At 40.6% G+C, this 6,000-nt stretch carries 4 protein-coding genes; 3 read left to right on the plus strand and 1 reads right to left on the minus strand.

What is annotated here, in order from left to right; genetic code table 11:
* Positions 1-326: 326 nt before the first annotated feature.
* On the minus strand, positions 327-1,499 hold the full coding sequence (locus AS194_RS04755; RefSeq protein ID WP_058024327.1) for a Fic family protein: 1,173 nt from the start codon (positions 1,497-1,499) through the stop codon (positions 327-329).
* Between the two features lie 399 nt (positions 1,500-1,898).
* Between AS194_RS04755 and AS194_RS04760 the strand changes: the two genes are divergently transcribed.
* The 3 genes from AS194_RS04760 to AS194_RS04770 all read left to right on the plus strand — a co-directional run.
* Complete coding sequence (locus AS194_RS04760) at positions 1,899-4,310, plus strand: type I restriction-modification system subunit M (RefSeq protein WP_058024328.1); 2,412 nt, start codon at positions 1,899-1,901, stop codon at positions 4,308-4,310.
* Entirely contained in the window at positions 4,310-5,521 is a 1,212-nt protein-coding gene (locus AS194_RS04765; protein ID WP_058024329.1) for a restriction endonuclease subunit S, read from the plus strand. The genes AS194_RS04760 and AS194_RS04765 overlap by 1 nt, the downstream gene beginning before the upstream one ends.
* A 137-nt stretch (positions 5,522-5,658) precedes the next feature.
* Positions 5,659-6,000: hypothetical protein (locus AS194_RS04770; RefSeq protein WP_058024330.1), on the plus strand; the 342-nt coding region annotated here is incomplete at its 3' end.

The raw sequence follows: 6,000 nt of genomic DNA on the forward strand, positions 1-6,000 counted from the left end.
ATTGTTGTAAATTAATTTAACAACAGATTTAACAACATTTCGTTATCGCTAATGATCAGACTTTATGCATAGGTTGGTACAACTTAAAGACATAAAAATGTCTGAGCAACCAATCCCTGATAACTATTCAGGGGCTTGCTCAGACAAATTAAATATATCAATGAGTAATGGTAATGTCAATTAAGCTAAAACCCCAGTTAAATGAATATTAGCCAACATCGCACACTTTACACGCATGTTCACAGAAAGCTGCGCGTTTAATCATTTGAATTGAAAGTACAAGCTTTGTATTGCGCTTAGAAGCACCTATATATTGAACAGCTCCCTTAAATCGCTAAAAGCAGTTTTCCATCTTGTTCAAGCAGAAAGCCTTCATCTATCAAGGATTCTATATCTCTATAAAAGGTTCTTTCCGTACGATTACTATATAAAGCCTTGATTGGCGGATTACGCAATAATGCAGCAGGGGTATAAGTATCACTAAGCCCAATCATGACCATAATGACATTAAACTGTCTTTCAGAAATTGCTTTGTTAAACCTAGCATTATTCAAACTACCTTGATACAGCAAAAAACCAATCAGTTGATTGCATTGGTCGTGTAAGTCATTAATCGTTTGTAGCATGCCATCCATTGCAAAATCAATAAATAGTTTATTTGGCAGCTCCTTTTTGTTTTTAGCTTGTTTACGACAATGGTTAAATAAAGCAAAGTATTCATGAATATTTTTTTGATAATAATGCCATATAGCCGATGATGACAGTCTATATCCTGATTGCTCATATATTAACATTTCAATCAATCGACCCGTTCTACCATTGCCGTCCCAAAAGGGGTGAATAAGCTCAAAATAGTAATGAGCCAAACTCGCCCGAATGATCACATGCTGATTAATAATAGCAGGGCTATTCAACCATTCAATCCATGCTTGTAACAGGTATTCAATATCTTCAAGGCATTTTGGGGGCTGATAACGCCCTCCATGCTCTGCATTACCGACATAGGTCTTTTGCCATTTTTCGTTGTTTCTAAATTGTCCGACTGGGTTATGCCCCTCATCTAAGCCTTGCGATACTAAAGCATGTAGATGTGTAATATCTGCTAATAAGAATGGTTTGCCTTGTGTAGGCTCAAATTGTGGATTGCGCTGCTTATTCACCCATAGCAAAGCATCTTTTAGATTAAACAACCGTTTTTCGGCTGATTTTTGAATATCTTTTGGGGCAGTATGTAAGATATTACCCGTTTCTTCTTCGCTAAATTCTCCACCTTCAATAGTATTGGTACTGTAAACACTACTGACCAAAACCTTCTCTTGGATTTTGTCTAGAATTTGTGCTGCTTTTGGCGTTTTGTTGAAACGTAATTGAGCGTCGTCAATACGATTCAAAAGCGCTTCATCAGGTGTGCAGCCCAACGTAAATGTGAATGAGCCAGACCGATAGGTCATGACTCTAAGCGTGCTATCATCAATCCACTCTTTAGATTGCTCTGCCATAATAATGAACCGTAATTTGTCAAAGAAAATGTCAAAATAACTATCAGCTGAATCCATTATAGAATAAAGGGTGTAGAAAAATATAGACTAAAAATGTCAAAGAAAATGTCAAGCTTATTGACCAGTCAAGATGCAAAGCGCTTAAATAAGTGCAAAACAGGCGCAAATAATATGCGTTTTCTTCCATGGGGTTGAATTGTTTAACACGTAGTACAGTAAGCTCTTATACGATGAAATCTATTAGCCTTCTAACAAATCTCACATTCAGACTTGCCGAGTAATGTCGAATACCCTTAAGATGGCTAAATCATAGCTATGATGGAATAACGGCTAATAACCTAATCAATAACAGGTTATCCTGTCACATCATCCTTGCCCAACAAACAATAAGACAACTCCATGACCAAAAACTTCTCTCAAACAGCGGCTTTCATCTGGTCTGTCGCTGATCTATTGCGCGGTGACTTTAAGCAATCTCAATACGGCCGAATCATCTTACCATTTACACTACTGCGCCGCCTAGAGTGCGTATTAGAAGAAACCAAAGCTGCTGTCGTTGCTGAAAGCCAGCGTATTGCAAATCTACCTATAGAGAAGCAGCCAAAAACTGAAGAAGCACAAGCTAATTATCTTAAACGTGCCAGCAAGCGACCTTTTTACAATACCTCGCCGATGGATCTGAGCAAGATGGGTCAAAGCGATATCAAAGATAACCTAAACACTTATGTGCAATCCTTCTCTAAAGACGCGCGTGAGATATTTGAACACTTCAAGTTTGAAGAGTTTGTCGGTCAGCTGGCCGATGCTAACCTACTGTATAAAGTCGTGCAGATGTTCGCCACTACTGATCTTAGTCCTGAGACGATATCTAACCATGAAATGGGATTTGTGTTTGAGGAGCTGATTCGCCGCTTTGCAGAGAGTTCGAACGAGACCGCTGGGGAGCATTTCACGCCGCGCGATATCGTGCGCCTGACGACCTCATTGGTGTTTATGGAAGATGATGACGCGCTGACCAAAGACGGCATTATTCGCACCATTTATGACCCCACAGCAGGTACGGGCGGCTTCCTATCCTCTGGTATGGAATACGTGCTAGAGCTGAACCCTGATGCGGTCATGCGTACCTATGGGCAAGAGCTCAACCCTGAGTCTTATGCCATCTGTAAAGCTGACATGCTGATCAAAGGGCAAGAGGTGAATAACATTAAGCTGGGCAATACCTTGTCTAGCGATCAGCTGGTCGCTGAGAAGTTTGACTACATGCTGTCTAATCCGCCGTTTGGGGTGGATTGGAAAAAGATATCAGGTGAGATCAAAGACGAGCACGAGCAAAAGGGCTTTGACGGTCGCTTTGGGGCTGGCCTGCCGCGCGTGTCTGATGGCTCGCTATTGTTCCTGATGCATTTGATTAGCAAGATGCGTCCGATCACTACTAATGAGCAAGAAGCTGGTAATAGTCAAAATGGTAACCAAGGCAGCCGTATCGGTATTATCTTAAATGGTTCACCGTTATTTACGGGTGGCGCAGGTAGTGGCGAGAGTGAGATTCGCCGTTATATCTTGGAGGCTGACTTATTAGAAGCCATCATCGCCTTGCCAAACGATATGTTCTATAACACCGGCATTGCGACCTATATCTGGATATTAAGCAATAAGAAAGCGGATGAGCGCCGTGGCAAGGTGCAATTAATCGACGGTAGCAATCTATATAGCAAGATGCGTAAATCACTCGGCTCAAAGCGTAATGAGATGAGTGAAGATGATGCCAAGACCATTATTCGCAGCTTCGGTGACTTTGAAGTGGTAGACGCGCGTGTATTAGATAAGCCTGAAGAGGTAAAGTCGAATCGTGGTCGTCAGTCAGCTAATCCGACCAACGCTCCTGCCAAAACCTTTGCCAGTAAGATATTTGCCACTCATGAGTTTGGCTATCGCCGTATCACGATTGAGCGTCCGCTACGTCTGTCTGCGCAGTTATCCGACGCGGCTATCGAAACCCTACGTTATGCTTCTAAACCGTTTGATATGGTCATGCCAGCGTTATATGAAGCTTTTGGTAGTCACTGGACGACTGATAGTGACAGCAATGACAGTAGTAAAAGCTACGGCGACTTATCAGCAGTCGCCTTAGAAGCACGGGCAATGATTAAGGCGGACTTTAGCGAGCTGAAAGAAAAGCAAATCAAAGACGTGCTTGATGCGAAGGTTTGGCAAGATCAGCTCGCGATCATGAATAAAGCTAAAGCCTTGCAAGCGGCTATCGGTGAAAATCAATTCGATGATTTCAATGAGTTTGAGAAAGTGCTCAAGCAAGCGTTAAAAGACGCTGATGCCAGTTTAGATATTAGCCTTGATGCTAAAGAGAAAAAGCAGCTGCTAGATGCCATCACGTGGAAAAATCCTGAAGCAGAACCCGTCATCAAAAAAGCGGTCAAGGTTGCCAATCCGCTCTATGGTGCGTTTAGCTATAAATCCACTAATTCCAACAAGCCAGCCAAAATTGTAGAGTTCCAAACAGACAGCGATCTACGTGATTATGAAAACGTGCCGCTCAATCCTGAGGTAACGACCACTGAGCTGATAGAAAGTTACTTCACCCGTGAAGTACAGCCGCATGTGCCTGATGCGTGGATCAATGCCGATAAGACAGATGCGATTGATGAAGAAGTTGGTATTGTGGGCTTTGAGATACCGTTTAACCGTCACTTCTATGTGTATGAGCCGCCGCGTCCGCTAGCTGAGATTGATGCGGACTTGGATGCGGTGAGCACTGAGATTATGCAGTTATTGGGTGAGGTGCATTCATAATGGCAAAATACGAGCAGTATGCAGAATATAAGGATTCGGGTATTGAGTGGTTAGGAGATATTCCTAAAGATTGGCAAATTAAAAGACTTAAATATCTTTGTAAGATTAATACAGGAACTAAAGATACTATTAATGCTATTGAAGATGGCATATATCCTTTTTTTGTTCGTTCACAAACAGTAGAGAGAATAAACAGTTATGGTGCTGACTGTGAAGCTGTTCTTACAGCAGGTGACGGAGTTGGAGTAGGTAAAGTTTATCATTACATAAATGGTAAGTTTGATTATCACCAGCGTGTGTATATGCTAAGTGAGTTTAATCAAATTACTGGTAGATTCTTATACTATTATTTGTCATCGAATTTTTATAAAGTTGCTTTGCAAGGTAATGCAAAGTCAACAGTAGACTCCTTAAGGCTTCCTCAGTTTCTTAATTTTGAGTTTTCTTTACCGTCTTTAGAAGAGCAGCCTTTGATAGTAAGTTATCTTGACCACGAAACCGCCCAAATCGATACGCTAATCGAAAAACAGCAAACCCTTATCCAACTGTTAAAAGAAAAGCGCCAAGCGGTCATTAGTCATGCGGTGACGAAAGGCTTAAACCCTGACGCACCATTGAAAGATTCTGGAGTGGAATGGTTAGGGGGAGTGCCTGAGCATTGGGAAATTGGTCGCCTAAAGAATGTTTTGAGAATTCGTAACGGTCGAGACTATAAAGAGGTAGAAGTAGAAAGTGGTGGCTATCCTGTTTATGGATCGGGCGGGATTTTCAAGCGTAGTTCGGATTACTTATTTGATGGTGAGTCCGTACTATTTGGAAGAAAAGGGACTGTAGATAAACCGCTATTAGTTTCGGGAAAATTCTGGACAGTGGATACCATGTTTTATAGTGAAGTGTTCAGTAACGCTAAGCCAAATTACATTTATCATCAAGCATTACTATTCCCTTTTGATCAGCTTTCAACAAATACTGCATTACCAAGTATGACGCAAGAGAATTTATTAGAACTAGGCTTTGTTATTCCATCATTTGATGAACAAGAACAAATCTGCCAATACTTAAGCGACAAGCTAAAGGTTTTTTCAAATTTGGTTAGTAAAGCAGAACAAGCAATCCAACTTATGCAAGAACGCCGCACCGCTTTAATATCTGCTGCGGTTACGGGCAAGATTGATGTGAGGGGCTGGGTTGAACATGATGGAATTAATTAGATTTAAATAATTAGTGACTTAAAGTTGTAGATACATTCAGAGTAGAAATTGTACAGTGATGAATCAAAGTTAAATATTGATATTAGCATCAAGTATTGTTTTGCTCATTTGAAAGCTATTTAATAAAAGGAACTGAAATGAGTCAATTGATTAGAATGGAACATGATGATCAAGAAATAGCTTTAAAGGTTGAGAATAAGCGCCTAGGTGACTTTGTATCAAGTCTTTTAGGACAACCACAGTCTATAGAAAGGTTATTTACAACTCCATTTTATGCAAACCATGATTATTTAGTAAATTTAATTAGTTTGATTGAGCAAAGACTAAGTCAGCAAAATATTTATACAATAACAAGTTTTCAAGCAACAATAGGCTTTAAGGATAAAACTAGAAGAAAGCTTACAACCATAGAAGCGTTTAAAAGCTTTTCTGAAAGCCTAAGCTTAATTAGTACTGAACCGCCCCGGGATTGTCGGAGA

It is taken from the genome of Psychrobacter piscatorii (assembly GCF_001444505.1).
Lineage (GTDB): Bacteria > Pseudomonadota > Gammaproteobacteria > Pseudomonadales > Moraxellaceae > Psychrobacter > Psychrobacter piscatorii_B.